At 70.7% G+C, this 25824-nt stretch carries 20 protein-coding genes; 11 read left to right on the plus strand and 9 right to left on the minus strand.

Features of this window, described 5'->3' with window-relative positions; all coding sequences use genetic code 11:
• Window positions 1-135 precede the first annotated feature (135 nt).
• Both ACIGAQ_RS13485 and ACIGAQ_RS13490 read right to left on the minus strand, forming a co-directional pair.
• Window positions 136-756: a DUF305 domain-containing protein gene (locus ACIGAQ_RS13485; protein WP_399782254.1), complete on the minus strand. Its 621-nt coding sequence runs from the start codon at window positions 754-756 to the stop codon at window positions 136-138.
• Entirely contained in the window at window positions 753-1418 is a 666-nt protein-coding gene (locus tag ACIGAQ_RS13490) for a DUF3105 domain-containing protein (protein ID WP_311687358.1), read from the minus strand. Before ACIGAQ_RS13490 ends, ACIGAQ_RS13485 begins: the two co-directional genes overlap by 4 nt.
• 186 nt (window positions 1419-1604) lie before the next feature.
• Here ACIGAQ_RS13490 and ACIGAQ_RS13495 point away from each other — a divergent pair, with 186 nt between their 5' ends.
• Window positions 1605-2063, plus strand: a complete 459-nt coding sequence (locus ACIGAQ_RS13495; RefSeq protein WP_362273994.1) for an Rrf2 family transcriptional regulator — start codon at window positions 1605-1607, stop codon at window positions 2061-2063.
• Here ACIGAQ_RS13495 and ACIGAQ_RS13500 read toward each other — a convergent pair.
• Complete coding sequence (locus ACIGAQ_RS13500; RefSeq protein WP_399782259.1) at window positions 2054-3241, minus strand: globin domain-containing protein; 1188 nt, start codon at window positions 3239-3241, stop codon at window positions 2054-2056. The two genes, ACIGAQ_RS13495 and ACIGAQ_RS13500, sit on opposite strands and share 10 nt — an antisense overlap.
• A gap of 292 nt (window positions 3242-3533) precedes the next feature.
• Here ACIGAQ_RS13500 and glnA point away from each other — a divergent pair, with 292 nt between their 5' ends.
• Together glnA and ACIGAQ_RS13510 are read left to right on the plus strand one after the other, a co-directional pair.
• The gene (glnA, locus tag ACIGAQ_RS13505; protein WP_311687354.1) at window positions 3534-4895 is read left to right on the plus strand and encodes a type I glutamate--ammonia ligase; all 1362 of its coding nucleotides are present in this window, start codon (window positions 3534-3536) and stop codon (window positions 4893-4895) included.
• A gap of 81 nt (window positions 4896-4976) precedes the next feature.
• Complete coding sequence (locus ACIGAQ_RS13510; protein ID WP_399782262.1) at window positions 4977-5183, plus strand: hypothetical protein; 207 nt, start codon at window positions 4977-4979, stop codon at window positions 5181-5183.
• Between the two features lie 54 nt (window positions 5184-5237).
• Here the strand turns inward: ACIGAQ_RS13510 and ACIGAQ_RS13515 are convergent, their stop codons facing one another.
• The 3 genes from ACIGAQ_RS13515 to ACIGAQ_RS13525 all read right to left on the minus strand — a co-directional run bounded on the left by ACIGAQ_RS13515 (window position 5238) and on the right by ACIGAQ_RS13525 (window position 6962).
• A complete protein-coding gene (locus ACIGAQ_RS13515) occupies window positions 5238-5864 on the minus strand; it encodes a glyoxalase (protein ID WP_399782265.1) in 627 nt (208 codons plus the stop codon).
• A gap of 77 nt (window positions 5865-5941) precedes the next feature.
• The gene (locus ACIGAQ_RS13520; protein WP_311687351.1) at window positions 5942-6391 is read right to left on the minus strand and encodes a VOC family protein; all 450 of its coding nucleotides are present in this window, start codon (window positions 6389-6391) and stop codon (window positions 5942-5944) included.
• A 106-nt stretch (window positions 6392-6497) separates the two neighbouring features.
• The gene (locus ACIGAQ_RS13525) at window positions 6498-6962 is read right to left on the minus strand and encodes a pyridoxamine 5'-phosphate oxidase family protein (protein WP_399783172.1); all 465 of its coding nucleotides are present in this window, start codon (window positions 6960-6962) and stop codon (window positions 6498-6500) included.
• Window positions 6963-7075: 113 nt separating this feature from the next.
• Between ACIGAQ_RS13525 and ACIGAQ_RS13530 the strand changes: the two genes are divergently transcribed.
• On the plus strand, window positions 7076-10084 hold the full coding sequence (locus ACIGAQ_RS13530; RefSeq protein WP_399782268.1) for a bifunctional [glutamine synthetase] adenylyltransferase/[glutamine synthetase]-adenylyl-L-tyrosine phosphorylase: 3009 nt from the start codon (window positions 7076-7078) through the stop codon (window positions 10082-10084).
• On the opposite strand, the gene ACIGAQ_RS13535 is transcribed toward ACIGAQ_RS13530, so the two are convergent.
• Together ACIGAQ_RS13535 and ACIGAQ_RS13540 are read right to left on the minus strand one after the other, a co-directional pair.
• A complete protein-coding gene (locus ACIGAQ_RS13535) occupies window positions 10063-10926 on the minus strand; it encodes a phosphatase PAP2 family protein (protein WP_399782271.1) in 864 nt (287 codons plus the stop codon). The two genes, ACIGAQ_RS13530 and ACIGAQ_RS13535, sit on opposite strands and share 22 nt — an antisense overlap.
• 93 nt (window positions 10927-11019) lie before the next feature.
• Window positions 11020-12054: a LacI family DNA-binding transcriptional regulator gene (locus ACIGAQ_RS13540; protein WP_311687347.1), complete on the minus strand. Its 1035-nt coding sequence runs from the start codon at window positions 12052-12054 to the stop codon at window positions 11020-11022.
• A 388-nt stretch (window positions 12055-12442) separates the two neighbouring features.
• On the opposite strand from ACIGAQ_RS13540, the gene ACIGAQ_RS13545 reads away from it, so the two are divergent.
• From ACIGAQ_RS13545 to ACIGAQ_RS13575, 7 genes are all read left to right on the plus strand, one after another.
• Window positions 12443-13711 carry an extracellular solute-binding protein gene (locus ACIGAQ_RS13545; protein WP_399782274.1) on the plus strand — a complete coding sequence of 423 codons (1269 nt, stop codon included), beginning with the start codon at window positions 12443-12445 and terminating at the stop codon, window positions 13709-13711.
• Window positions 13712-13828: 117 nt separating this feature from the next.
• On the plus strand, window positions 13829-14833 hold the full coding sequence (locus tag ACIGAQ_RS13550; protein WP_311687343.1) for a sugar ABC transporter permease: 1005 nt from the start codon (window positions 13829-13831) through the stop codon (window positions 14831-14833).
• A gap of 13 nt (window positions 14834-14846) precedes the next feature.
• Entirely contained in the window at window positions 14847-15758 is a 912-nt protein-coding gene (locus ACIGAQ_RS13555; protein ID WP_362273982.1) for an ABC transporter permease subunit, read from the plus strand.
• A 139-nt stretch (window positions 15759-15897) separates the two neighbouring features.
• A complete protein-coding gene (locus ACIGAQ_RS13560; RefSeq protein WP_399782279.1) occupies window positions 15898-17589 on the plus strand; it encodes a glycoside hydrolase family 13 protein in 1692 nt (563 codons plus the stop codon).
• 120 nt (window positions 17590-17709) lie between these two features.
• A complete protein-coding gene (locus ACIGAQ_RS13565; protein ID WP_362273980.1) occupies window positions 17710-19083 on the plus strand; it encodes an alpha-amylase family protein in 1374 nt (457 codons plus the stop codon).
• A 187-nt stretch (window positions 19084-19270) separates the two neighbouring features.
• A complete protein-coding gene (gene pulA / locus ACIGAQ_RS13570) occupies window positions 19271-24667 on the plus strand; it encodes a pullulanase-type alpha-1,6-glucosidase (RefSeq protein ID WP_399782282.1) in 5397 nt (1798 codons plus the stop codon).
• Window positions 24668-24756: 89 nt separating this feature from the next.
• On the plus strand, window positions 24757-25113 hold the full coding sequence (locus ACIGAQ_RS13575; RefSeq protein ID WP_311687337.1) for a 5-carboxymethyl-2-hydroxymuconate Delta-isomerase: 357 nt from the start codon (window positions 24757-24759) through the stop codon (window positions 25111-25113).
• 13 nt (window positions 25114-25126) lie between these two features.
• Here ACIGAQ_RS13575 and ACIGAQ_RS13580 read toward each other — a convergent pair whose 3' ends face one another.
• Window positions 25127-25816, minus strand: a complete 690-nt coding sequence (locus ACIGAQ_RS13580) for a TetR/AcrR family transcriptional regulator (protein WP_311687336.1) — start codon at window positions 25814-25816, stop codon at window positions 25127-25129.
• Window positions 25817-25824: the final 8 nt, after the last annotated feature.

A 25824-nucleotide genomic window follows, 5' to 3' on the forward strand; every position in this document is an offset into this window, starting at 1 on the left:
CGAGTGGATCACTCGCCGCCCGCCACTCTCGCGAGGAACCGTTCATGCCAGGGGAATGCGGAGCCCAAGAAGCACCCTGCGCGGGCCAAGAAGACCCCAAGGGCCCGCAGGGAAGGGCGATTTGAGGCTTACGCCCTACGCGCGGGGCTCGGCGCCGCGGGCCTTGAGCAGGTCCGCCATGAGTCCGATCTCCGACTGCTGCGCGTCCACCATGCCCTGCGCGAGCCGCTTCTCCACCCCGACCGCGCACTTGTCCACACAGCCCCGGGCCATGTGGATGCCGCCCTCGTGGTGGTCCGTCATCAGCTGCAGGTAGAAGATCTCGGCCTGCTTCCCGCTGAGTTCGCCGAGCTTCTTCATCTCGGTGTTCGTGGCCATGCCCGGCATCAGCGCGCCGTCCTTGCCGGAGGCCATGCCGCCCATGTCCATCCAGGTCATCGGCGGCTCCGAGGACACCTTGGGCAGGCCCCACAGATCCAGCCAGCCCAGCATCATGCCGCGCTGGTTGGCCTGCGTCTGCGCGATGTCGTAGGCCAGGCGGCGCACCTCCTCGTCCTTCGTGCGGTCGCGCACGATGTACGACATCTCCACGGCCTGCTGGTGGTGCACCGCCATGTCGCGCGCGAACCCGGCGTCCGCCGACTCGGCGGAGGGGGTCGTGCTCCCGCCGTCGTCCCCGGCGACGGCGTAGGTGATCGCGCCGGCCGCGACGAGCGCCGTCACCGCGGCCCCGGCGACCAGACCGACGTGCCTCACTGCGACAGCCCGTTGGTGCAGGCGGCACCCGGCTCGGGGGTCTGCTCGCCCTGGACGAACTTCTCGAAGAACTTGTCGACGTCCGGGTCGTCCGCGCCCGTCACGGTGCGCTGGTGACCCCACGCCGAGAGCATGATCGGGTCCTTCTGGTCGTCCATCGGGCTCATCAGCGTGTACGGCGTCTTCTTCACCTTCGCCGCGAGCGCGTCGACGTCGGCCTTCTTCGCGGCGGCGTTGTACGTCACCCACACCGCGCCGTGCTCCAGCGAGTGCACGGCGTTGGTGTTGTTGATCTCCTTGGTGTAGACGTCGCCGTTGCAGTTCATCCACACCTGGTTGTGGTCGCCGCCGACCGGCGGCTCGGTCGCGTACTTCACGGCCTTGGTGACGTGGTTGCGGGAGAGCTTGCCCTCCCAGGTCTTCACACCGTCCTTGCCGGTGACGAACCTGCCCTTGCCCGAGGAGTCGCTCGCCGCGCTGCCGCCGCCGTTGTCGGACTGGGACCGCACGAGCACGACGCCGCCGGCGACCAGGCCGCCGACGATCACGACGCTGGCCGCGATGGTGAGGATCCGGGCGCGGCGCTCACGGGCCTGCTCGGCACGCCGCATCTCCTCTATTCGCGCCTTGCGTGCCGTGTTGCTCTTCTTGGCGGAGCCCATGAGGTGTCCTTCGCGGGAAAAGTGGGACGGTCGGGTGGCCTGATCGTAATGGGGGAGGCGGGGCCCCTCGTAGAGCGGCCGCGGGAAAGGGCCGAATCGATACGGCACCGACAGCTCCCCGACAGCTCGGGCCGCTGCGCCCCGGATCATTTGAACCGCCCGTGCCCCTTTATCTACGCTGCCCGCATGCGGCTGCTGCGCTCCACCGACCTCGCCCTGCGGGTCCTGATGCGGCTCGCCGTCGCGGGCGGGTCGAGTCCGACGACCCGGGAGGTCGCGGACGGCATGGGCGTGCCGTACACCCACCTGGCGAAGGTCGTCGCCGAGCTGCAGCACCGCGGGCTGCTGACGGCCCGCCGCGGACGCGGCGGCGGGCTCGCCCTCACCGAGGAGGGCCGCACGGCGTCCGTGGGCGCCGTGGTGCGCGCCTTCGAGGGCGAGGGCGACGTCGTCGACTGCGAGGGCCCGGTTCCCTGCCCGCTGAACTCCGCCTGCCGGCTGCGCGGCGCCCTGCGCCGCGCCCAGGAGGCGTTCTTCGCCTCCCTGGACCCGCTCACCGTGGCGGACATCGCCGCGGAGCCGACGGGGGCGCTGCTGCTCGGGATCTCGCGGCGCCCCGAGGACCGCGGCTCGCCTCAGTCCTGACCCGCCAGCCACAGGTCCGGGCCGAACACCTCGTAGTGGATGCCCGCCGGTGCCACACCCCTGGCGAGCAGCTGCGCCCGCACCGCCCGCATGAACGGCAGCGGGCCGCACAGGTACGCGCGCGTGCCCGGGGCGACCGGGACCCCGGCGAGGTCGACCAGTCCGGTGCGGGCCCCGGCCGGGGCGTCCTGCTCGTACCAGAGGTGCAGGGCGGCGTCGGGCAGCTTGTCCGTCCAGGACTCGTGGTCGGTGCGCAGGGCGTGGGTGGCGGGGGAGCGGTCGCCGTGGACGACGGTGACCGGGGCGCGGTGGCCCGAGCCCGCCAGGTGGGCCAGCATCGCGGTGATCGGCGTGATGCCGATGCCCGCCGAGGCCAGCAGCAGGGGGGTGTCGGGGCCGGCGTCCAGGACCAGGTCGCCGTAGGCCTCCGACAGCTCCAGGACGTCGCCCTCCCGCACGCGCGCGTGCAGGTGGTGGGATACCTCGCCGTCGGGGCCGCCGTCGCCGAGCACGCGCTTCACGCTGATCTGCCGCAGGTCCGGGCCGGGTGCACCCGAGAGGCTGTACTGCCGTACCTGCCGGGCGCCGTCCGGGAGGGTGACCCGGACGGAGACGTACTGGCCGGCGGAGAAGTCCCGCACGGGGCCGCCGTCGGCGGGCCGCAGCCGGAACGTGACCACGTCCGCGGTCTCGGTGACCCGCTCGGCGACCTCCCAGGGTCGCCAGGCCGGTCCGCCGCGCTCCTCGCTCAGCCGTCTCTCGACGGCGATCAGGGCGTTCGCCATCAGCCAGTAGACCTCGTCCCAGGCGGCGGCGACCGCGGGCGTGACGGCTTCGCCCAGCACGCCCGCGATGGCGGCGAACAGGTGCTCGTGGACGATGCCGTACTGCTCGGCGGTGACACCGAGGGAGGCGTGCTTGTGGGCGATGCGCCGCAGCATCGCGTCCGGCCGCTGCTCCGGATGGTCCAGAAGGTGCGAGGCGAAGGCGGCGACGGAGCCGGCGAGCGCCTGCCGCTGCGTGCCGGCGGCCTGGTTGCCCCGGTTGAACAGATCGCGCAGCAACTCGGGGTGGGCCTCGAACAGACCCGCGTAGAAGCGTTCGGTGATCGTGTCCAGGGCCGCGCCGACGGCGGGGAGGGTCGCGCGGACGATGGCGGCGGACTGCTCGGACAGCATCGGGGCTCCTCAACGCTCGACTGCGCGCACGCTAGTTAAAGTTGCATATGAGATGCAAATTAAAGCGGGCGGGAGTGAAGCGGACCGGCCGTTACGGATGTCGGTGCGAGCAGGCACTATGGGCTCCAGAGCAGTCCACCCGGCGTACGCGGGTCGTCCGGTCCCCGCCGGTCGGGCGATCATGGCCCGCAACGCGTACGAAATGGTGGTGTGGTGGGATGCTCAGGTGCCCGACCGCCTCCCGTGGTACGGAAGACAGGCGGCCTGACCAGCAAGGATGGGGAAGCGGAAGATGGACAAGCAGCAGGAGTTCGTGCTCCGGACGTTGGAGGAGCGCGACATCCGGTTCGTACGCCTGTGGTTCACGGACGTGCTGGGCTTCCTCAAGTCCGTCGCCGTGGCCCCGGCCGAGCTGGAACAGGCCTTCGACGAGGGCATCGGCTTCGACGGCTCCGCGATCGAGGGCTTCGCCCGGGTCTACGAATCCGACATGATCGCCAAGCCGGACCCGTCGACCTTCCAGATCCTGCCCTGGCGCGCCGAGGCCCCGGGCACGGCGCGCATGTTCTGCGACATCCTCATGCCGGACGGCTCCCCGTCCTTCGCCGACCCGCGCTACGTGCTCAAGCGCGCCCTGGCCCGCGCCTCCGACCTGGGCTTCACGTTCTACACGCACCCGGAGATCGAGTTCTTCCTGCTGAAGGACCGCCCGCTGGACGGCTCCCGCCCCACCCCGGCCGACAACTCCGGCTACTTCGACCACACCCCGACCAACGTCGGCATGGACTTCCGCCGCCAGGCGATCACCATGCTGGAGTCCATGGGCATCTCCGTCGAGTTCTCCCACCACGAGGGCGCGCCCGGCCAGCAGGAGATCGACCTGCGCTACGCCGACGCGCTCTCCACGGCCGACAACGTCATGACCTTCCGCCTGGTCATGAAGCAGGTGGCGCTGGAGCAGGGCGTGCACGCCACGTTCATGCCGAAGCCGTTCTCGGAGCACCCGGGCTCCGGCATGCACACCCACCTCTCCCTCTTCGAGGGCGACCGCAACGCGTTCTACGAGTCGGGCTCGGAGTACCAGCTCTCCAAGGTCGGCCGCTCCTTCATCGCGGGCCTGCTGCGGCACGCGGCGGAGGTCTCCGCCGTCACCAACCAGTGGGTCAACTCCTACAAGCGCATCTGGGGCGGCGCTGAGCGCACGGCCGGCGCGGGCGGCGAGGCCCCGTCGTACATCTGCTGGGGCCACAACAACCGCTCGGCCCTGGTCCGGGTCCCGATGTACAAGCCCGGCAAGACGGGCTCGGCCCGCGTCGAGGTCCGCTCCCTCGACGCCGGCGCGAACCCCTACCTCGCCTACGCGGTCCTGCTCGCCGCCGGTCTCAAGGGCATCGAGGAGGGCTACGAGCTCCCGCCGGGCGCGGAGGACGACGTCTGGGCCCTGTCCGACGCGGAGCGCCGCGCGATGGGCATCGAACCGCTGCCCCAGAACCTGGGCGAGGCCCTGACCCTGATGGAACGCAGCGACCTGGTCGCCGAGACGCTCGGAGAGCACGTCTTCGACTTCTTCCTGCGCAACAAGCGGCAGGAGTGGGAGGAGTACCGCAGCGAGGTCACGGCGTTCGAGCTGCGGAAGAATCTTCCCGCGCTGTAGGCGCCGGCCGGAGGGCGCTGTTCCCGTCCGGCCTGTCATTCGGTCCGACGGGACGATCAGCCGTGGAGGGGAGCGGGCAGGGTGGTCGCAGTGCGTATGGCGGCAGCGGTGCTGGTCACCTGGGCCGCCCTGATCGCGCTTCTCCTCGCGCCGTCGCCGCTGCCGGAGCACTGGCGCCACTACGTCTACTCTCCGGCGAGCGTGGGCCTGTGGCTGCTGGCCATGGTCGTCGCGCCCGTCGTGGTCTGCGTCGTCAGGTGGCCATGGATCAAGCCGGGCGGCGGATGAGGCCGGGCGGGCTCTCCGGCGTGGTGGAGGCCGGCGGGGGACCGTCGGCCTCGCTCACAGGGACGCCGTCTGCGTCACCGGTTCCCACGCGAAGCCGTCCGGGTCCGTGAACGCACCGGTGTCGCCGTTGACGACGAGCCGGTGGGAGCCCGTGCCGTCGGGGGAGACGCCGGCGACCTTCGCCAGGCCGGACCGCTTGTACAGCGACAGCTTGACGGGGCCGGGCCCGGTCTCGAACTCGACGTACCTGCCGCCGAAGCTCTTCGCCACGGCGAGGCCGCGCTCGACGTAGAACCGCTTGCTGGCCTTGACGTCGGCCACGCCGAGCAGCAGCACGATCTCGTCGAACTCCCGCGCGGCCGGGCCGGTGTCCTTCTTCGACGACGAGGCGAGCTGCCAGATCGTGCCGTCCGGGGCCTGCACCACGCCGCCGTAGCCCCACAGGGACTTCGCGGCGGGCTTGAGCACCGTGGCACCGGCCGCCACGGCCGCGTCGAAGAGGGCGTCGACATGGCCCGGCTGGGAGGTCACCAGGGACAGCGTGAAGCCGCGGAAGCCGGTCGACGGTGCCTGCGAGGCCCGCAGGCGCACCTGCCCGGCCAGGCCGAAGGCGGTGGTGTGGAAGCGTTCGGCGGCGGCGGGGTCGGACACTTCGAGGGTGACGCATGCGATGGAGGTCATGTCCCCGACGCTAGCCCCGCCCCCGGTTTCCGGCTTCTCGATTCCTGACCGGTCCGCACGCACCCCACCGCGACCGGTCAGGACTCCCGCTGCCGCTTCTGGTTCGCCAGCAGCTCGTGCAGCGGTTCCGTCGCCCGCCTGCGGTACTCCTGCACCGCCCAGCCGTTGCCGTCCGGGTCCTGGAAATGCATGAACGTGGCGCCGTCGTCCGGGGCGTACTGGACCGGCTCCGAGATGTCGAGGCCGCGGGCGACGAACTCGGCGTGCGCCGCCTTGATGTCGGCCACGCACAGTTGCAGGCCCTGGTAGGTGCCGGGGGCCGGGGTGGGGCCCGGGGTCATCTCCCAGAGCGAGTCGCCGAGGGCGATCGAACAGCCGGAACCCGGAGGAGTCAGCTGGACGATCCGCATCCCGGGCATGACCTCCTGGTCGATGTCCACGTGGAAGCCGACCTTGTCCCGGTAGAAGTCCCGGGCCCGGTCGATGTCGGTCACGGGCAGCGGGATGACTTCGAGGGTGATGTCCACGGCGTGACTCCTTCGTCGGGCGGCATCAGGCATCAGGCATCAGGCATCAGGCATCAGGCGAGGCACACGCACCAGGCGTGGGGCGTCGGGCACCGGGGGCCGGGCCTCAGGCGAAGCGCCACCGCGTCTGGCTGAACGGCTCCCCCTTACCGAAGCCGAAAACCGTGCGCGGCGCCACCGAGTAGACGGCCGCGCGCCCCGCGCCGTGGTGGAAATGGCCCTCCCGTACCTCGAAGTGCCAGAAACTGCCGTACTTCTCCTCCCACGCGGTGGCCAGTTCCCGTAGCCGCGCCTCGTCCGTCACCCGCACCGCCTCGCCCTCGACGACCAGGTCGTACCCCCGGTCCCAGGTGTTCGTGCCGGTGGTCAGCACCACGTGCGGGTTCCGCGCGAGGTTGCGCGCCTTGCGTTCCTCCGGGCCCGTGCAGAAGTGCAGGGCGCCGTCCGACCGGACCGCCGGCAGGGGGGTGACGTGCGGGCGCCCGTCCGGCCGAACGGTCGAGATCCGGAACAGCTCGGCCGCCATGAGCCGGGCCCGCGCCTCCTCCTGGCCCGTGCTCTCCCCGTACAGACCCTGTCCGCCCGCCGAACTCACCGGCGCTCGTCCCGGGCCCTGCGGTTAGGCTCGAAGCCGTACGACCTTGATCCGATGCAGGACCGGGAAAGAGTGTGAGGGAGGCCCGGATGACGGCGGCCCCGGGGCGCAGGAGCAGTACCTTCACACGGCTGCTGCGGCACGGCTTCACCGACGCCTCCGCCGCCGAGCGGCTCCTGGACAGCGTCGAGCTCGCTCCCCTGCGCGACGACCCGGTGCTGCTGGACGCGCTGGGCGCGACCGCCGACCCCGATCTCGCGCTGCTCGGCCTCGTCCGGCTGCTGGAGGCCCAGCCGCACCCGGGCGCCCGCCGGGAACTGCTCGACACCCTGATCTCGGCCAAGCCGCTGCGCGACCGGCTCCTCGGCGTGCTCGGCGCCTCCACCGCCCTCGCCGACCACCTCGCCCGGCACCCGGACGACTGGCAGGCCCTCGTGACCTACGAGGCGCGGGACCTGCACCCCGGGGTGGCGGAGTTCGAGGCCGGACTCGCGCAGGCCGACGACCCGGTCTCGCTGCGCGTCGCCTACCGGCGCTGCCTGCTGTCCATCGCCGCCCGCGACGTGTGCGGTACGACCGGTGTCGCCGAGTCCGCCGCCGAGCTGGCCGACCTCGCCACCGCCACCCTGCGCGCCGCCCTCGGTCTCGCCCGGGCGGCCGCGCCCGAGGACGACGCCCTGTGCCGGCTCGCCGTCATCGCGATGGGCAAGTGCGGCGGCCACGAGCTGAACTACGTCTCCGACGTCGACGTCATCTTCGTCGGCGAGGCCGTCGAGGGAGCCGACGAGACCAAGGCGATCCGTGCCGCGACCCGGCTCGCCTCGCACATGATGCGGATCTGCTCGGAGACCACGGTCGAGGGCTCCATCTGGCCCGTCGACGCCAACCTCCGCCCCGAGGGCCGCAACGGCCCGCTGGTGCGGACCCTGGCCAGCCACCTGGCCTACTACCAGCGCTGGGCCAAGACCTGGGAGTTCCAGGCGCTGCTCAAGGCCCGCCCGGTCGCCGGCGACCTCGACCTCGGCGCGGAGTACGTCGAGGCCGTGCAGCCGCTGGTGTGGAAGGCCGCCGAGCGCGAGAACTTCGTCGCGGACGTGCAGAAGATGCGCCGCCGGGTCGTGGAGAACATCCCCGCCGCCGAGGTCGACCGCCAGCTGAAGCTGGGCCCGGGCGGCCTCAGGGACGTCGAGTTCGCCGTGCAGCTGCTGCAGCTGGTGCACGGCCGCACCGACCCCTCCCTGCGCAGCGGTACGACCCTCGACGCGCTCAAGGCGCTCGCCGCCGGCGGCTACGTCGGCCGGTCAGACGCCGCGCAGCTCGACGAGGCCTACCGCTTCCTGCGCTCCCTGGAGCACCGCATCCAGCTGTTCCGGCTGCGGCGCACCCACCTCGTGCCGGAGGACGAGGCCGAGCTGCGCCGCATCGGCCGCTCCCTGGGGCTGCGCACCGACCCGGTCGCCGAGCTGCACCGCGAGTGGCGGCGGCACGCCACCGTGGTGCGCCGGCTGCACGAGAAGCTGTTCTACCGGCCGCTGCTCGACGCGGTCGCCCAGCTCGCCACCGGCGAGGCCCGGCTGAGCGCCGAGGCGGCCCGCGAACGCATGGTCGCCCTCGGGTACGCCGACCCGGCCTCCGCCCTGCGCCACCTGGAGGCGCTGGCCTCCGGCGTCACCCGCAAGGCCGCCATCCAGCGCACCCTGCTGCCCGTGCTGCTCGGCTGGTTCGCCGACTCGGCCGACCCGGACGCGGGCCTGCTCAACTTCCGCAAGGTGTCCGACGCCCTCGGCAAGACGCCCTGGTACCTGCGGCTGCTGCGGGACGAGGGCGCCGCAGCGCAGAACCTCGCCCGGGTGCTGTCCGCCGGACGCCTCGCGCCCGACCTGCTGATGCGGGCGCCCGAGGCGGTGGCGCTGCTCGGCGACGGGGACGGCGGTGGCCTCTCGCCCCGCCCGCGCGCCCACCTGGAGCAGGAGATACTCGCCGCGGTGAAGCGGGCCGACGGGGCCGCCCAGGCGGTCACGGCCGCGCGCGGGGTGCGCCGCCGCGAGCTGTTCCGCACGGCCGCCGCGGACATCGTCGGCTCCTACGGCACCGAGGAGCAGCCCGCCGAGGCCGACCAGGGCGCCCTGGTGGACCGGGTCGGGGCCGCGGTGTCGGACCTGACCGCCGCGACCCTCGCGGGCACGCTCCGGGCGGTCGTCCGGGAAGGCTGGGGCGATGAGCTGCCCACCCGGTTCGCGATCATCGGCATGGGCCGGTTCGGCGGCCACGAGCTGGGCTACGGCTCCGACGCGGACGTGCTGTTCGTGCACGAACCGCGCGACGGCGTCGACGAGCGGGAGGCGTCCCAGGCGGCGAACAAGGTCGTCTCCGAGATGCGCCGCCTGCTGCAGATCCCCAGCGCCGACCCGCCCCTGCTCATCGACGCCGACCTGCGTCCGGAGGGCAAGTCCGGGCCGCTGGTGCGGACGCTGACCTCGTACGCGGCGTACTACCGCCGGTGGTCGCTGACCTGGGAGTCGCACGCCCTGCTGCGGGCCGAGCCGGTCGCCGGGGACGAGGACCTCGGCCGTCGCTTCATCGAGCTGATCGACCCGCTGCGCTACCCGGCCGACGGTCTCGGCGACGAGGCCGTGCGCGAGATCCGGCGGCTGAAGGCCCGGATGGAGCGGGAGCGGATGCCGCGCGGCGCCGATCCGAAGCTGCACGCCAAGCTCGGGCCCGGCGGGCTGTCCGACGTGGAGTGGACGGTGCAGCTGCTGCAGCTGCGGCACGGCGCGCGGGAGCCCGGCCTGCGCACCACCCGCACCCGTGAGGCCCTGGCCGCCGCACGCTCGGCGGGACTGATCACGGACGAGGACGCCGCGACGCTCGACGAGGCCTGGGTCCTGGCGACCCGGGTCCGCAACGCGGTGATGCTGGTGCGGGGCCGGGCAGGCGACACGTTCCCCTCCGACCCGCGCGAACTGGCCGCCGTCGGCCGGTACCTGGGCCACAACCCGGGCCACGTCGGCGACATGCTCGACGGCTACCGGCGCACGGCCCGCCGCGCGCGGGGCGTGGTGGAGGAGCTGTTCTACGGGGCGACCGAACGCTGATCGGACCGGGCCGGTTTCCGACGCGGCACCCGCTTCGGCAGCGCGTACGGCAGCCGGCCGTACCAGAGCCGGGCCACCGCGAACCCGAACGCCAGGCACAGCACGCCACCGACCGCGTCCAGCCAGAAGTGGTTGGCCGTGGCGACGATCACGACCAGGGTCAGCGCCGGGTACAGCAGGCCCAGCACCCGCACCCAGGGGACGGACGCCAGCGCGAAGATCGTCAGGCCGCACCACACCGACCAGCCGATGTGCATCGACGGCATCGCGGCGTACTGGTTGGACATGTTCTTCAGGTCGCCGGACGCCATCGAACCCCAGGTCTGGTGGACCATGACGGTGTCGACGAAGTCGCCGCCGTTCATCAGCCGCGGAGGCGCCAGCGGATACAGGTAGTAACCGACCAGGGCGACGGCGGTGGTCGCGAAGAGCACCAGGCGGGTCGCCGCGTACCGGCCGGGGTGGCGACGGTACAGCCACACCAGCACACCCAGCGTGACCACGAAGTGCAGCGTCGCGTAGTAGTAGTTCATGCCGATGATCAGCCAAGTCACCGAGTTCACCGCGTGGTTGACCGACTCCTCGACGGCGATGCCCAGCTGGTGCTCGGTCTTCCAGATCCAGTCGGCGTTGCGCAGCGCCTCGGTCTTCTGCTCGGGCACGGCGTTGCGGACGAGCGAGTACGTCCAGTAACTCACCGCGATCAGCAGGATCTCGAACCAGAAGCGGGGTCGGCGCGGTGTCCGCAGCCGGCGCAGCACACCCGGCCCGGTCTCGACCGCAACGGGGGGCGGGAGGGCCGCCTCCAGGCCCTCCGGCTGCGTCACGGTCGCGTCACCCATAGGCACAAAGTCTGCCAGAAAAGGACTTCCCCACCGATCATCCCGCGACCCGGCCCGGGCCGCATGTTCTACCGCGACATCAGGCCGCCGGCCTCAGGAGCGCACACGGTCCCCGGGCGCCGAGGCGGTCGAACCGCGCACCACCAGTTCCGGCATGAACACGAACTCGCTGTGCGGCGCGGGCGTTCCGCCGATCTCCTCCAGCAGCGTGCGCACGGCCGCCTGGCCCATGGCCGGGACCGGCTTGCGGATGGTCGTCAGGGGCGGGTCGGTGAACGCGATCAGCGGGGAGTCGTCGAAGCCGACCACGGAGATGTCCTTCGGCACGTCCAGGCCCCGCTGGCGCGCCGCCCGGATCGCGCCCAGCGCCATCATGTCGCTCGCGCACACCACGGCCGTGCAGTCCCGCTCCATCAGGGCGGTGGCGGCGGCCTGGCCGCCCTCCAGCGTGTAGAGCGAGTGCTGCACGAGCTGCGATTCGACGGTCTCGGCGCCCAGGCCCACCTGCTCCTGCATGGCGCGCACGAAGCCCTCGATCTTGCGCTGCACGGGCACGAACCGCTTGGGTCCGAGGGCCAGTCCGATCCGGGTGTGCCCGAGGGACGCCAGGTGCGTCACGGCCAGGCTCATCGCCGCCCGGTCGTCGGGGGAGATGAACGGCGCCTGCACCTTCGGCGAGAAACCGTCGACCAGGACATAGGGCACGCCCTGCGCGCGCAGCCGGTCGTAGCGCTGCATGTCGGCGGTGGTGTCCGCGTGCAGCCCGGAGACGTAGATGATGCCGGCGACCCCGCGGTCCACCAGCATCTCGGTCAGCTCGTCCTCGGTCGAGCCGCCCGGGGTCTGGGTGGCCAGCACGGGCGTGTAGCCCTGCCGCGTCAGCGCCTGGCCGATGACCTGGGCCAGGGCCGGGAAGATCGGGTTCTCCAGCTCCGGGGTGATCAGGCCGACCAGGCCCTCGCTGCGCTGCCGCAGCCGCACCGGGCGTTCGTAGCCCAGCACGTCGAGGGCGGCCAGCACGGACTGGCGGGTCGTGGCGGCGACGCCCGGCTTCCCGTTGAGGACGCGGCTGACGGTCGCTTCGCTCACCCCCGCCTGCAACGCGATGTCCGCAAGCCGTGTGGTCACAGCACTGGACTGTAGCGGCCGGACTTCTGCTTGCACACCGACGGGACGCCGGGTACGGGCCGGCGCACGGCCCGCTGCGGGTTGCTTGGTCATCGCGGTCCCCTGAAGTGGTGTCGGCGTCCGCTCCGCAACGGATGATTCCCCCGGCGGAAACGGATGGCAAGTGCTTGCAGAGTCTTGCACAACTGTCCGACTCCCCGTCGAGCAGCCGTAAATCAAGGCTTCGGGGCGATCGAGGGGAGGTCACGGCGGGATAACCATCCGCACCTCTTGCAACTTTTTGCTGCAAGGTCTTTCGCAACACGTTGCGACGAGGTTAATGTCACCGACGCCCGGCGGCCAACGGCGCAGTCGGCAGCACAACGGGCTTCACCCTCAAGGAGAACTCATGCGGCGTGGCATAGCGGCCACCGCGCTGGTGGCGTCCCTCGCCCTGGCAGCGACGGCGTGCGGCGGAAGCGACAGCGGCGACAAGGCCGACGGTCCCGTCACCATCACCTGGTGGGACACCTCCAACGCCACGAACGAGGCGCCGACCTACAAGGCCCTCGTCAAGGAGTTCGAGGCCGCCAACAAGGACGTCAAGGTCAAGTACGTCAACGTCCCCTTCGACCAGGCGCAGAACAAGTTCGACACCGCCGCCGGTTCCAAGGGTGCCCCCGACGTGCTGCGCTCCGAGGTCGGCTGGACCCCCGCCTTCGCCAAGAAGGGCTTCTTCCTGCCGCTGGACGGCACCGACGCCCTCGCCGAGCAGGACAAGTTCCAGCCCAACCTGATCAAGCAGGCCCAGTACGAGGGCAAGACCTACGGTGTCCCCTTCACCACGGACACCCTCGCCCTGGTCTACAACAAGGCCCTGTTCGAGAAGGCCGGCGTCGAGGCCCCCAAGACCTGGGACGACCTGAAGAAGGCCGCGGCCACGATCAAGGACAAGACCGGCGTCGACGGCTACTGGGGCTCGACCCAGTCCTACTACGCCCACTCCTTCCTCTACGGCGAGGGTGCCGACACCGTCGACGTCGGCGCCAAGGAGATCACGGTCACCTCGCCCGCGGCCGAGAAGGCCTACGGCACCTGGCTGAGCCTGTTCAAGGGCAAGGGCCTGCACAAGGCCGACACCACCGCCGACGCCTACGCCCACATCCAGGAGGCGTTCGTCAGCGGCAAGGTCGCCTCGATCATCCAGGGCCCGTGGGAGATCACGAACTTCTACAAGGGCTCGGCGTTCAAGGACAAGGCCAACCTGGGCATCGCCACTGTCCCGGCCGGCTCCAGCGGCAAGGCCGGCGCCCCGACCGGCGGCCACAACCTCTCGGTGTACGCGGGCTCGGACAAGGCCCACCAGGAGGCCTCGCTGAAGTTCGTGAAGTTCATGACCTCGGCCAAGGCCCAGGAGACCATCGCGCTGAAGAACAACACGCTGCCGACGCGCGACGACGCCTACACCGCCGAGGTCAAGGCCGACCCGGGCATCGCCGGCTACCAGGGCGTCCTCGCCGCCGCCCAGCCGCGGCCGGAGCTGCCCGAGTACAGCTCGCTGTGGACGCCGCTGGACGACGAGCTGCTCGCGATCGCGGGTGGCAAGAAGTCCCTGGACGAGGGGCTCAAGAGCGCCGAGACCTCCATCGCCAAGCTGCTCCCGGACTACAGCAAGTAGGCCCTGTGGCCGCCGGATCCTCCAGCACAGAGGGGGAAGGATCCGGCGGCCGTCGGCCTGTGTGCCGTATCCCTCGATCTCCAGCTGATCTCCAGTTCGCGAAGAAGGTTGTCGAACATGACAGTCGCCATCGACCGAGCGACCGGCAAGCGGAGCGGTGACCGCGGTCCCCGGTCCGGGCTGGGCCGGCGCCTCAGGCACAGCTACCAGAAGCACTGGTACGCCTACGCGATGATCGCGCCCGTGGCCGTCGTGCTCGGCGTCCTCGTGCTGTACCCCCTGGCCTACGGCTTCTACCTGACGCTCACCGACGCGACCAGCCTCAACACGGCCCGGACGATCGGCGTCAACGAGATCGAGGCCACCTACAAGTTCATCGGCTTCGACAACTACGCGGACATCCTGTGGGGCGAGACCGCCTACGACCGCTTCTGGTCCCACTTCATCTGGACGATCGTGTGGACGGCCCTGTGCGTCGTCCTGCACTACTCCATCGGCCTGGGCCTGGCGCTGCTGCTCAACCAGAAGCTGCGCGGGCGCACCTTCTACCGGCTGATGCTCATCCTGCCGTGGGCCGTGCCGACCTTCGTCACCGTCTTCGGCTGGCGCTTCATGCTCGCCGACTCGGGCATCATCAACTCCGGCCTGGAGATGCTGCACCTGCCGACCCCGGCGTGGCTGGAGGACACCTTCTGGCAGCGCTTCGCCGCGATCATGGTCAACACCTGGTGCGGCGTGCCGTTCATGATGGTCTCCCTGCTCGGCGGCCTGCAGTCCATCGACTCCTCCCTGTACGAGGCCGCCGAGATGGACGGCGCCAGCCGCTGGCAGCAGTTCCGCTACGTCACCCTGCCGGGCCTGAGGTCGGTCAGCTCCACCGTGGTGCTGCTCGGTGTGATCTGGACGTTCAACCAGTTCGCCATCATCTTCCTGCTGTTCGGCAACACCGCCCCGGACGCGCAGATCCTCGTCACCTGGGCCTACCAGCTCGGCTTCGGACAGCAGCCGCGCGACTTCGCGCAGTCGGCCGCCTACGGCATCCTGCTGCTCGGCATCCTGATCGTCTTCACCTCCTTCTACCGCCGCTGGCTGAACCGCGATGAGCAGCAGCTCGCGATCTGAGGCAGGAGTCCCCATGAGCACCACGACCGTCCAGCAGTCCGCGGGCGGGGCCCCGGTCCCCGCCGTCGCCCCCGCGCCCGCCCCCGTGCGCCGGCGCGGCCGCCGCGGCACGGCCGGGAGCCTCCTCTCCCACGGCCTGCTGATCATCGCGAGCCTGATCGCGCTCTTCCCGATCGCCTGGCTGATCTTCCTGTCCCTCGGCCCGGACAAGGACGACTACCTGCACCCGGGCGGCATCTGGTCGAAGATGACCCTGGACAACTACAGCTTCGTGCTGCAGGAGACCGCCTTCTTCCACTGGCTGCAGAGCACGCTGATCGTGTCCCTGGGGACCACGGTCATCGGAGTGGTCATCGCCGCCACGACCGGGTACGCCGTGTCCCGCATGCGCTTCCCGGGCTACAAGAAGTTCATGTGGGTCCTGCTGTGCACGCAGATGTTCCCCATCGCCGTGCTGATCGTGCCGATGTACCAGATCCTGTCGAGCCTGCAGCTCGTCGACACCTACCTCGGCCTGATCCTGGTCTACTGCTCCACCGCGGTGCCCTACTGCGCCTGGCTGCTGAAGGGCTACTTCGACACCATCCCGTTCGAGATCGACGAGGCCGGCCGCGTCGACGGACTGACGCCGTTCGGCACGTTCTTCCGGCTGATCCTGCCGCTCGCCCGGCCCGGTCTGGCGGTGGCCGCCTTCTACAGCTTCATCACCGCCTTCGGCGAGGTCGCCTTCGCCACCGTGTTCATGCTCGACGACGAGAAGTACACCTTCGCCGTCGGCCTGCAGAGCTTCATCAGCGAACACGACGCCCAGCGCAACCTGATGGCCGCGACCGCGGTGCTCATCGCGATACCCGTCTCCGCGTTCTTCTACCTCGTGCAGAAGAACCTGGTGACCGGGCTCACCGCCGGCGGCACCAAGGGCTGACCGGCGCTCCCCGGGCCGTCACCGAACGGCCCCCACCAGCCCGAGGCGGCCGCGGCGCCCATCCGACCCCGCTGTGCCGCGGCCGCCTCGTACCACCTCACGTCCCATGACCACACCCCAGTTACGCATCAAGGACGACATGAGCCAGCACTCAGCTGCACCTGCCCCCACCTCCCCGTCCGCCGTGGCCGTCGCCAAGCGCCGCGACTGGTGGCGGGACGCGGTGATCTACCAGGTGTACCCGCGCAGTTTCGCCGACAGCAACGGCGACGGCATGGGCGACCTGGAGGGTGTCCGCACCCGGCTTCCGTACCTGCGCGACCTCGGCGTGGACGCCGTGTGGCTCAGCCCCTTCTACGCCTCGCCGCAGGCCGACGCCGGCTACGACGTCGCCGACTACCGGGCCGTCGACCCCATGTTCGGCAACCTCCTGGACGCCGACGCGCTGATCCGCGACGCCCACCGGCTCGGTCTGCGCATCATCGTCGACCTGGTGCCCAACCACTCCTCGGACCAGCACGAGTGGTTCAAGCGGGCCGTCGCCGAGGGCCCGGGCTCGCCGCTGCGCGACCGCTACCACTTCCGTCCCGGCAAGGGCGCCGACGGCGAACTGCCGCCCAACGACTGGGAGTCCATCTTCGGCGGCCCGGCCTGGACCCGCGTCACCGAGCCCGACGGCACGCCGGGCGAGTGGTACCTGCACCTCTTCGCCCCGGAGCAGCCCGACTTCAACTGGAACCACCCGGCGGTCGGCGACGAGTTCCGTTCCATCCTGCGGTTCTGGCTGGACATGGGCGTGGACGGCTTCCGGATCGACGTGGCCCACGGCCTGGTGAAGGCGGACGGGCTGCCCGACCTTGGATCCCACGACCAGGTGAAGCTGCTGGGCAACGATGTCATGCCGTTCTTCGACCAGGACGGTGTGCACGAGATCTACCGTCAGTGGCGGCTGATCCTGGACGAGTACGCGGGCGAGCGCATCTTCGTCGCCGAGGCGTGGACGTCGACGATCGAGCGGACCGCCAACTACGTCCGCCCGGACGAGCTGCACCAGGCGTTCAACTTCCAGTACCTGAGCACCCACTGGGACGCGGCCGAGATGCGCGAGGTCATCGACCGCACCCTGGAGGCCATGCGCCCGGTCGGCGCCCCGGCCACCTGGGTCCTGTCCAACCACGACGTCACCCGGCACGCCACCCGGTTCGCCAACCCGCCCGGCCTCGGCACCCAGATCCGCGTGGCCGGCGACCGGGAACTGGGCCTGCGCAGGGCCCGCGCGGCGAGCCTGCTGATGCTGGCCCTGCCCGGCTCGGCCTACGTCTACCAGGGCGAGGAGCTCGGCCTGCCGGACGTGGTGGACCTGCCCGACGAGGTGCGCCAGGACCCGGCGTACTTCCGGGGGGCCGGCCAGGACGGCTTCCGTGACGGGTGCCGGGTGCCCATCCCGTGGACCCGGACCGGTACCTCGTACGGCTTCGGCGACGGGGGCAGCTGGCTGCCGCAGCCGGACAGCTGGGGCGAGTCGAGCGTCGAGGCGCAGACCGGGGTGCCCGGTTCGACCCTGGAGCTGTACCGGGCCGCCCTCGCCGCGCGGCGCGCGCACCCCGACCTCGGGGCCGGCACGTCCGTGGAGTGGCTGCGGGCGCCCGAGGGCGTCCTCGCCTTCCGGCGCGGGGAGTTCGTGTGCGTCGCGAACACCACGGGCGAGTCGGTGGCGATGCCGGCGTACGGCCGTGTGCTGGTCGCGAGCGGTGAGATCGTGCAGGTCGACGACGAGGCGAAGGTGCCCGCCGACACCACGGTGTGGTGGAGCACCGCGCAGACCGACTAGTTTTCGCGCTCGATTTCGTACGGCCCGCTGCCTTTTCGGGTGGCGGGCCTTTAACATCTGCGTCACCGCAAGGTTTCTGAACCTTGCAGCAAGAGCCTTCAACGAAGAAGGAAACCCCACATGGCACGCAGACACCTCTCCGCCGCCGTCGCGCTCGCCGCGGCCGCGGTTGTCATGAACCCGACTGTCGCCCAGGCCTCCCCGCCGGGCACCAAGGACGTCACCGCCGTCCTCTTCGAGTGGAAGTTCGCCTCAGTGGCCCGCGAGTGCACCACCACCCTCGGCCCCGCGGGCTACGGCTACGTGCAGGTCTCCCCGCCCGCCGAGCACATACAGGGCCCGCAGTGGTGGACCTCGTACCAGCCGGTCAGCTACAAGATCGCCGGTCGGCTCGGGGACCGCGCGGCCTTCCAGAACATGGTGAACACCTGCCACGCGGCCGGTGTGAAGGTCGTCGTCGACACCGTCATCAACCACATGGCGGCGGGCAACGGCACCGGCACCGGCGGCTCGTCGTACACGAAGTACAACTACCCCGGTCTGTACTCCTCGTACGACTTCGACAACTGCACCGCGCAGATCACCAACTACCAGGACCGCGGGAACGTCCAGAACTGCGAACTGGTGGGCCTCGCCGACCTCGACACCGGCGAGGACTACGTCCGCAGGGCCATCGCCGGGTACATGAACGACCTGCTCTCCCTCGGCGTGGACGGCTTCCGCGTGGACGCTGCCAAGCACATGCCGGCCGCCGACCTGGCGAACATCAAGTCCCGGCTGAGCAACCCGTCGGTGTACTGGAAGCAGGAGGTCATCTTCGGCGCCGGCGAGGCCGTCCAGCCCACCGAGTACACGGGCAACGGCGACGTCCAGGAGTTCCGCTACGCCTACGACCTCAAGCGGGTCTTCACCAACGAGAACCTCGCCTACCTGAAGAACTACGGCGAGGGCTGGGGCTACATGAACAGCGGCGTCTCGGGCGTCTTCGTCGACAACCACGACACCGAGCGCAACGGCTCGACCCTCAGCTACAAGGACGGCGCCAACTACACCCTGGCCAACGTCTTCATGCTGGCCTGGCCCTACGGGGCCCCCGACATCAACTCCGGCTACGAGTTCACCGACCACGACGCCGGCCCGCCCAACGGCGGCCAGGTGAACGCCTGCTGGCAGGACGGCTGGAAGTGCCAGCACAACTGGCCGGAGATCAAGTCCATGGTCGCCTTCCGCAACGCCACGCGCGGGCAGGCGGTCACCAACTGGTGGGACAACGGCGGCGACGCCATCGCCTTCGGCCGGGGCAGCAAGGGCTTCGTGGCCATCAACCACGAGTCCGGCTCCCTGACCCGGACCTACCAGACCTCACTGCCGGCGGGCACGTACTGCAACGTGCAGAACAACACGCCCGTGACGGTGAACTCCAGTGGCCAGTTCACCGCCACGCTCGGCTCGAACACCGCCCTGGCGATCCACGCGGGCAAGTCCGGCTGCTAGTCCCGGACGCCCGTGCGCGCGGCCCCGAACGCCACCTCGCGTGGCGGCTGGGGCCGCTGCGCCGGGTCAACTCCGGTGGTTGAAAGTTCTTTCCCATGGTTTCAAGACTCTTGCTGTAAGGGTTTCGGCGGCGATACGGTCGCGCGGGGTCGGACCCGAGAGAGCCGCAATCGCTAGGAGCCCATCTGTGATACCGAGATGGCCGGTGCCGTCCAGGCGCCGAACCGCCCGTGCCGGACGGGTCGCAGCGGTCACCGCCGCCGCGCTGGCCGCCACACTCGTCCAGCCGCTCGCCGCCGGGGCGGCCACCCCGCCGGCGCCGCCGTCCGATGCCGCGCTGGCCGCCCAGCCGGCCCGGCACGACGCCACCCGGGAGCAGTTCTACTTCGTCCTGCCGGACCGTTTCGCCAACGGCGACCCGCGCAACGACAAGGGCGGCCTGACCGGTTCGCGCCTCGCCACCGGCTACGACCCCACCGACAAGGGCTTCTACCAGGGCGGCGACCTCAAGGGCCTGACCAAGAGGCTCGACTACATCAAGGGGCTCGGCACCACGGCCCTGTGGATGGCCCCGATCTTCAAGAACCGGCCCGTGCAGGGCACCGGCGCGAACGCGTCGGCCGGCTACCACGGCTACTGGATCACCGACTTCACCCAGGTCGACCCGCACTTCGGCACCAACGAGGACCTGGAGACCCTCATCGACAAGGCCCACGACAAGGGCATGAAGGTCTTCTTCGACGTCATCACCAACCACACGGCGGACGTCGTCGACTACGAGGAGAAGTCCTACGACTACCTCTCCAAGGGCGCCTTCCCGTACCTGACGAAGGACGGCGTGCCCTTCGACGACGCCGACTACGCGGACGGGCGGCGGGACTTCCCCGAGGTCGACCGAGACTCCTTCCCGCGCACCCCGGCCGTCCCGGCCGCCGAGAAGAACGTCAAGGTCCCGTCGTGGCTCAACGACCCGACGATGTACCACAACCGCGGTGACTCCACCTTCGCCGGCGAGAGCTCCACCCACGGCGACTTCTCCGGGCTCGACGACCTGTGGACCGAACGGCCCGAGGTCGTCAGCGGCATGGAGAAGATCTACCGGCGCTGGGTGCGGGACTTCGACATCGACGGCTTCCGGATCGACACCGTGAAGCACGTCAACATGGAGTTCTGGACGCAGTGGGCCACCGCCCTCGACGCCTACGCGGCGAAGAAGGGCCGCGACGACTTCTTCATGTTCGGCGAGGTCTACTCGGCCGACACGGACGTCACCGCCCCCTACGTCACCGAGGGCCGGCTCGACGCCACGCTCGACTTCCCCTTCCAGGAGGCGGCCCGCCAGTACGCCTCGCAGGGCGGCAGCGCCCAGCGGCTCGCGGGCGTCTTCGGCGACGACTACAAGTACACGACCGGCAAGGCCAACGCGTACGAGCAGGTCACCTTCCTCGGCAACCACGACATGGGCCGCATCGGCTACTTCCTCAAGCAGGACGACCCGAAGGCCTCGGACGCCGAGCTGCTGAAGAAGGACCGGCTCGCCAACGAGCTGATGTTCCTCAGCCGCGGCAACCCGGTCGTCTACTACGGCGACGAGCAGGGCTTCGCCGGCGCGGGCGGGGACAAGGACGCCCGGCAGACCATGTTCGCCTCGCGCACCGCCGACTACCTCGACGACGACCGGATCGGCACCGACGCCACGCACGCCGAGGACGCCTACGACACCGAGGCGCCCCTCTACCGGCAGATCAGCGCCCTCGCGAAGCTCCGCAAGGCCCACCCGGCGCTGACCGACGGCGTCCAGCAGGAGCGGTACGCGGCCGACGGGCCGGGCGTCTACGCCTTCTCCCGCACGGACGCGAAGACCCGCACCGAGTACGTCGTCGCCTTCAACAACGCCACCGAGCAGAAGACCGCGACCTTCACGACCGGCTCGGCCGGCATGACCTTCCGCGGCCTCTACGGCACCGACGCCTCCGTCAAGAGCGACGGCGACAGGAAGCTCACCGTGACGGTCCCGGCCGGTTCGGCGATCGTCCTCAAGGCCGCGGGCCGGCTCGCCGAGCCCGCCACCGAACCGTCCCTCACCCTCAAGGCCCCGGCGGCCGGCGCCACCGGAACCGTCGAGATCTCCGCGGACGTCGACGGCGGGCAGCTCAACCGGGTCGTCTTCGCCGCGCAGACCGGCAACGGCGCCTGGCGGGTCCTCGGCTCCGCCGACCACGCCCCGTACAAGGTCACCCACACCGTCGGCAAGGACGTGGCACCGGGGACGGCCCTGCGCTACAAGGCCGTCGTGGTCGACTCGGCGGGCCGCACCGCGAGCGCCCTGGCCTCCTCCACCACCGGCACCCCGCCCGCCCAGGAGCCGCCCACCGCGTCCTCCCGCGACTACGCGATCGTCCACTACAAGCGCGCGGACGGCGACTACGCCGACTGGGGGCTGTACGCCTGGGGCGACCTTGCCGAGGGCGAGGCCACCGAATGGCCGAAGAGCCACCCCTTCACCGGCCGGGACGCCTACGGCGCCTTCGCCTGGGTCAAGCTCAAGCCCGGTGCCTCGAACGTCGGCTTCCTCGTCATCGACAAGGACGGCACCAAGGACGTCTCCACCGACCGCACGATCGACGTCACCAAGACCGGCGAGATCTGGATCGAGCAGGGCAAGGAGACCGTCACCACCGAGCGGCCCGACTACCCGGCCCCCGACAAGGGCAAGGCCGTGCTGCACTACCACCGGGCCGACGGGAACTACGACGGCTGGGGCCTGCACGTCTGGACCGGCGCCGCGAACCCCACCGACTGGTCGAACCCCTTGCAGCCGGTGAAGACTGACTCCTATGGCGCAGTCTTCGAGGTGCCGCTCACCGAGGGTGCCACCAGCCTCAGCTACATCATCCACAAGGGCGACGAGAAGGACCTGCCCAGCGACCAGTCGCTCGACCTCAAGGCGAACGGCCACGAGGTGTGGCTGGTGAGCGGCCAGGAGAAGTACCTGCTCCCGCAGCCCGCGGGCAGCGCCGCCGCCCTCGACCTGACCACGTCCAAGGCGGTCTGGATCGACCGGAACACCCTCGCCTGGAACGGCTCCGACGCCGCCGCCTCCACCCAGCTGCAGTACTCCCGCGACGGCTCGATCAAGGTCGAGGACGGCGTCCTGACCGGCGACGCGAAGTGGCTGCGCCTGTCGAAGGGCGAGCTGACCGACGCCCAGAAGGCGAAGTTCCCGCACCTGAAGGAGTACGACGCCTGGACCGTCGACCCCCGTGACCGCGACCGGGTCCGCGAGGCCCTGCGCGGCCAGGTCGTCGCCACCCGGCACGCGGCCAACGGTGCGGTGCTCGCGGCGACCGGCGTCCAGATCGCCGGAGTCCTCGACGACCTCTACGACGCCACCGGGGCCGACCTGGGACCGACGTTCGCCAAGGGCCGCCCCACCCTGTCCGTGTGGGCGCCGACCGCGCAGTCCGTGGCCCTGGAGCTGGACGGCACAACCGTCGCCATGCGCCGTGACTCAGCCACCGGTGTCTGGTCCGTCACCGGCCCGGCGTCCTGGAAGAACAAGCCCTACCGCTACGTCGTGAAGGTCTGGGCGCCCAGCGTCCGCAAGGTCGTCACCAACAGGGTCACCGACCCCTACGCCGTGGCCCTCACCGCCGACTCCGAGCGCGGCCTCGTCGTCGACCTGGCCGACAAGGCCCTCAAGCCGGCCGGCTGGTCGACGTACACCAAGCCGAAGGCCGTGCCGCTGCGGGACGCGCAGATCCAGGAGCTGCACGTCCGGGACTTCTCCGTCGAGGACCGCACGGCGAAGCACCCCGGCACCTACCTCGCCTTCACCGACAAGGCCAGCGACGGCAGCAAGCACCTGCGCGAGCTGGCGAAGGCCGGCACCTCGTACGTGCACCTGCTCCCGGCCTTCGACATCGCCACCATCCCCGAGCGCAAGGCCGACCAGGCGCGGACCGACTGCGACCTGGCCTCCCACCCGGCGGACTCCGGGAAGCAGCAGGAGTGCGTCGGGAAGATCGCCGCGAAGGACGCCTACAACTGGGGCTACGACCCGTACCACTACACGGTCCCCGAGGGCTCCTACGCCACCGACCCGGACGGCACGGCCCGCACCGTCGAGTTCCGCAAGATGGTCAAGGCCCTCAACGACGACGGCCTGCGGGTCGTCATGGACGTCGTCTACAACCACACCGCCGCCGCGGGCCAGGAGAAGACGAGCGTCCTCGACCGGATCGTCCCCGGCTACTACCAGCGCCTGCTCGCCGACGGCTCGGTCGCCAACAGCACCTGCTGCGCCAACACCGCCACCGAGAACGCCATGATGGGCAAGCTGGTCGTCGACTCGATCGTCAGCTGGGCCAAGGAGTACAAGGTCGACGGTTTCCGCTTCGACCTCATGGGCCACCACCCGAAGGCCAACATCCTGGCCGTGCGGAAGGCCCTGGACGAGCTGACCCTCGCGAAGGACGGCGTCGACGGCAAGAAGATCATCCTGTACGGCGAGGGCTGGAACTTCGGCGAGGTCGCCGACGACGCCCGGTTCGTCCAGGCCACCCAGAAGAACATGGCCGGCACGGGCATCGCCACCTTCTCCGACCGGGCGCGCGACGCCGTGCGCGGCGGCGGCCCCTTCGACGAGGACCCCGGCGTGCAGGGCTTCGCGTCCGGCCTGTACACCGAGCCGAACTCCTCGAAGAGCAACGGCACCCCGGCCGAGCAGAAGGCCCGCCTGCTGCACTACCAGGACCTCATCAAGGTGGGCCTGACCGGCAACCTGAGCGCCTACACCTTCACCGACACCAGCGGCAAGGAGGTCAAGGGCTCCGAGGTCGACTACAACGGCGCCCCCGCCGGTTACGCCGACGCACCCGGCGACGCCCTCGCCTACGCCGACGCGCACGACAACGAGACCCTGTTCGACGCGCTCGCCTTCAAGCTGCCCGCCACGGTGAGCGCCTCCGACCGGGCCCGGATGCAGGTCCTCGCCATGGCGACGGCCACCCTCTCGCAGGGCCCGGCCCTCTCCCAGGCGGGCACCGACCTGCTGCGCTCGAAGTCCCTGGACCGCAACTCCTACGACAGCGGCGACTGGTTCAACGCGATCCACTGGGACTGCCGGGACGGCAACGGCTTCGGCCGCGGACTGCCCATGGCGGCCGACAACGAGGACAAGTGGCCGTACGCCAAGCCGCTGCTGGGCACGGTGAAGGTGGGCTGCGAGCAGATCGAGGGCGCCTCGGCGGCCTACCGCGACCTGCTGCGGATCCGCGCCGCCGAGCCGGACTTCTCCCTCGCCACGGCCGAGCGGGTCCAGTCCCGGCTCTCCTTCCCGCTGTCCGGCACGGACGAGACGCCCGGCGTGATCACCATGCGGCTCGGTGACCTCGTCGTCGTCTTCAACGCCACGCCCGAGCGGCAGGAGCAGCGCGTCCCCGCCCTGGCCGGGACCGGCTACCGCCTGCACCCGGTGCAGGCGGCGGGCGCCGACGCCACCGTGAAGTCCGCCTCCTACGCGGAGAAGTCCGGGACGTTCACCGTCCCGGGACGGACGGTCGCGGTGTTCACCGCCGGGTGACGCACCCGGTACGGGCGGGGCGGGCCGCGACCGGCGGCCCGCCCCGCCTGCCGTTAGGGTGAGCCCACCGACCCGGAACAGGAGTGCTGATGCCGCAGATCACCGTCGACTATTCCGCCGACCTCGCGGACGGCTTCGACCGGCCCGGTTTCGCGAAGGCGCTGCACGAGGCGACGGTCGAGATCGCGGCCGCCAAGCCGCAGGCCTGCAAGAGCAGGTTCCGGCGGACCGAGGACATCGTGGTCGGCCCCGACACCGAGGGCCACGCCCATGTGCACGTCCACATCGCGCTGCTCGCCGGCCGCACCGACGAGACCAAGGCCCGGCTCACGCAGGCCGCGCTGGAGCTGCTGCGGACGCATCTGAAGCCCGCGGCGGGCATCGCGCTGCACGCCTCCGCCGAGGTCCGCGACCTCGACCCCTCGTACGCCAAGTTCGAGAGCTGAGAGGCCGGCCCGTTCAGCTCGCCAGGGCGATCAGCCGGCCGGCCAGGCTCGCGAACGGGCCGTCGGCCGGCTCGTCCGCGACGATGCGGCGCAGCAGCGCCGCCATCTCCTCGTCGTAGGCCGCGCTCACCGCGGCGAGCGCGGCGAAGTCGTTGACGAGCTGGGGCTCCAGCTCCTCGCGCGGGATGCGCCGGCCGTCGAGCCAGATCAGCGCCGTCGACTCGGCGAGCGAGATCCAGGACCGCACGACCAGTTCGAGCCGCGCGGGCGGATCGGTCACGCCCAGGTGCGAAAGGATCTGGACATACGCGGCCTGCCGTACCGAGTCGACGAGCGCGTTGGTCGTCGAGGAGCCGACCGCCGGGCCGCCGCGCATCAGGGCGGAGAAACCGGGTCCGTGCTCGTCCACGAAGTCGAAGTAGCGGTGCATCACGCGCAGCAGCCGGGCCCCCAGCGGGCCCTCGTGCGGCTCCACGAAACGGGCCGCGAGATCGTCCGAGGCCCGCTGCAACGCGGCCTCGTACAGGCTGAGTTTGCCGGGGAAGTAGTGGTAGACCAACGGGCGTGAGATGCCCGCGGCCGACGCTATCTCGTCGATCGAGACCTCGTCGGGCGAGCGGCGGCTGAACAGTTCGAGGGCGACTCCGATCAACTGCTGCCGTCGCTCCTCGACTCCCATTCTGCGGCGAACCCCGATAGTCATACGAACAC

It is taken from the genome of Streptomyces sp. NPDC085932, assembly GCF_044540525.1.
Classification (GTDB): Bacteria; Actinomycetota; Actinomycetes; order Streptomycetales; family Streptomycetaceae; genus Streptomyces; species Streptomyces levis.